At 57.9% G+C, this 2,346-nt stretch carries 2 protein-coding genes and 1 tRNA gene; all 3 read left to right on the top strand.

Going from position 1 to position 2,346, the window contains the following annotated elements; translation table 11 throughout:
• Positions 1-129: 129 nt before the first annotated feature.
• On the top strand, positions 130-1,398 hold the full coding sequence (locus IGS51_RS08830; protein WP_297078062.1) for a sensor histidine kinase: 1,269 nt from the start codon (positions 130-132) through the stop codon (positions 1,396-1,398).
• Entirely contained in the window at positions 1,395-2,045 is a 651-nt protein-coding gene (locus IGS51_RS08825) for a response regulator transcription factor (protein ID WP_297078061.1), read from the top strand. The genes IGS51_RS08830 and IGS51_RS08825 overlap by 4 nt, the downstream gene beginning before the upstream one ends.
• Positions 2,046-2,106: 61 nt before the next feature.
• A tRNA-Thr gene (locus tag IGS51_RS08820) sits at positions 2,107-2,179 on the top strand.
• The last annotated feature ends 167 nt before the right edge of the window (positions 2,180-2,346 follow it).

Raw genomic sequence — 2,346 nt, 5'->3', positions numbered from 1 at the left:
CTCCCAAACCTGTCCTAAACCCTCTTCCCTCTTCCTTTTTTCGTTCTTCCCTCTTCATTCTTCCCTCTTCGTTCTTCCCTCTTCCCTCTTCGTTCTTCGTTCTTCCCTCTTCCTTCTTCCTTCTTCCCCATGTCCTCTGCCCGCCCCATCCGCCCCATCAACCACCCCCTGCGACTGCTGCTGTACCTGGAATGGAGCCTGTTGGCGATCGCCTTTTTGAGCGAACTGGTGGGGCCGCTGTTTCCGGGGCCCAGGATGCCACGGGGAATTGCTCCAGAGCCGCCCTTTAGCTGGGTGTCGCCGCTGGATATTGCCTGCATCGTAGGCTTTGGGCTGATGGGGCTGCGGCTGCCTACGGGGCAGATGGCCACGCGCATCGGGTTTGTGCTGCTAGAGGGGGTGCTGATTTTGCTGGCAACGGCGGGCGATCTGCGGGAAATGCGGCTGTTTTCATTTCTCGTCGTGGTGTTTGCGCTGAGGAGTTGCCTCATCTTTGCGCTGCCGGGCCGCCTGATGACGACGGGCATTGCCTACGGGCTGTTTCTGGCGATTTTGACGCAGCGCTTGCGGGAACTGGCGGATCGAATTCCGATCAACTGGCGCGATCGCCCACGGGGGCTGCCTGCCTGGAGCTTTGCCTATAGCTCGGCGCTGCTGCTGGGACTGACGCTGGTCTTTTTGCTGCTGCTGGTGGATGCCCTGCTGACGGAGCGCCAAAGCCGCGAAAAGCTGGCAGCCGCCAATGCCCAATTGCGAAACTATGCGCTGCGGGTGGAAAAGCTGGCCATGGCCCAAGAGCGCAGCCGTATCGCCCGCGAAATCCATGACTCGCTGGGGCACTCGCTGACGGCACTGAACCTGCAAGTGGAAGGCGCACTAAAACTGTGGCAGAGCGACCCGCAGCGGGCGCACCATTTTTTAAAAGAAGCAAAAGTGCTGGGTTCTACGGCGCTTCAGGACGTGCGGCAGTCTGTGGCGACGATGCGGGCCGATCCCTTGCAGGAGCAGTCTCTAGAAGCGGCGATCGCCCTCCTTGCCCGCAACGTCGAACAGGTCACAGGGGTCGCACCCATCTGCCAAATTCATCTTGATGCCCCCCTGCCTCCAGATCTCTCCACCAGCCTCTATCGCATTGTGCAAGAGGCGTTTACCAATATCTGCAAATACGCCCGGCCCTCGCAAATTTTGCTGGATTTGCAGGATACGGCCGCGACGCTGCACCTGCTGATTCAGGATGATGGCGTGGGTTTTGATCCGGCTCAAAATCGCACGGGCTTTGGGCTACAGAGTATGCGCGAACGGGCCGAGTCGCTGGGTGGCATCTTTGACCTGCAAACCTCCCCAGGCCAGGGCTGCACCATTACAGTTCACATTCCGCTAGAGAGGATCGTCCCATGATTCGTGTCGTTCTGGCTGATGATCAGCATTTGATTCGTCAGGGCATGAAAGCGCTGCTTGAACTGGAAGCTGATTTGCAGATCATCGGTGAGGCAGAAAATGGTCAGGTTGCGGTGCAGCAGGTTGAACAACTGCATCCTGACTTGGTGCTGATGGACATTCGGATGCCCGTGATGGATGGCGTGGCGGCAACGGAGGCGATCGCCCGTCAGTTTCCCAGCACCAAAGTCCTGATTCTCACCACATTTGACGATCAGGAATATGTCACCGCTGCCCTGCAAAAGGGCGCAACGGGTTACTTACTCAAAGACACGCCCTCCGAAGACTTGGCCGAAGCTATTCGCGCCGCCCACAAAGGCTACACCCAGATCAGCCCTGGCATTTTGCCGAAACTGCTGGCCCAGGTTGCGCCGTCGCCCACGCCCGCCCTTGCCCCGCCCGACGGATTCTCCAGCCTCACTCCCCGCGAGCGCGAGGTGCTGGTTCTTGTTGCCCAGGGAGCCAGCAACCGCGAAATTGCCCAGGCACTTTACATTTCGGAGGGCACGGTCAAAAACCACGTTACCAATATTCTGAACCGCCTGGAATTGCGCGATCGCACGCAAGCTGCCATCCTGGCTAACACGTTTCTCGACTGGCTGACCTGATGGGCCCTGCCTAAAAATCTGCCCCAACTGCCAAACGGCAATGTTATGATGTAGGGCGATCGCTGGTGTAGCTCAGTTGGTAGAGCAGCTGATTTGTAATCAGCCGGTCGCAGGTTCGAGTCCTGTCACCAGCTTTGGCCGGAAGCCACTTCACTCACTCGATTATTTCAGGCGTGTTTTAGAGGGTGTTTGAAAAGGTATCGCCTGTAATGTTAAGCCCTCAGAGATCCCCCCTTAGCCCCCCTTAAGAAGGGGGGAAACCGCCTTAAAGTAAAAAGGGGGGAAACCGCCTTAAAGTCCC

The sequence above is a fragment of the Thermoleptolyngbya sp. M55_K2018_002 genome (assembly GCF_015295965.1).
GTDB classification, from domain to species: domain Bacteria; phylum Cyanobacteriota; class Cyanobacteriia; order Elainellales; family Elainellaceae; genus Thermoleptolyngbya; species Thermoleptolyngbya sichuanensis.
This window is presented reverse-complemented; position numbering and strand designations above follow the sequence as displayed.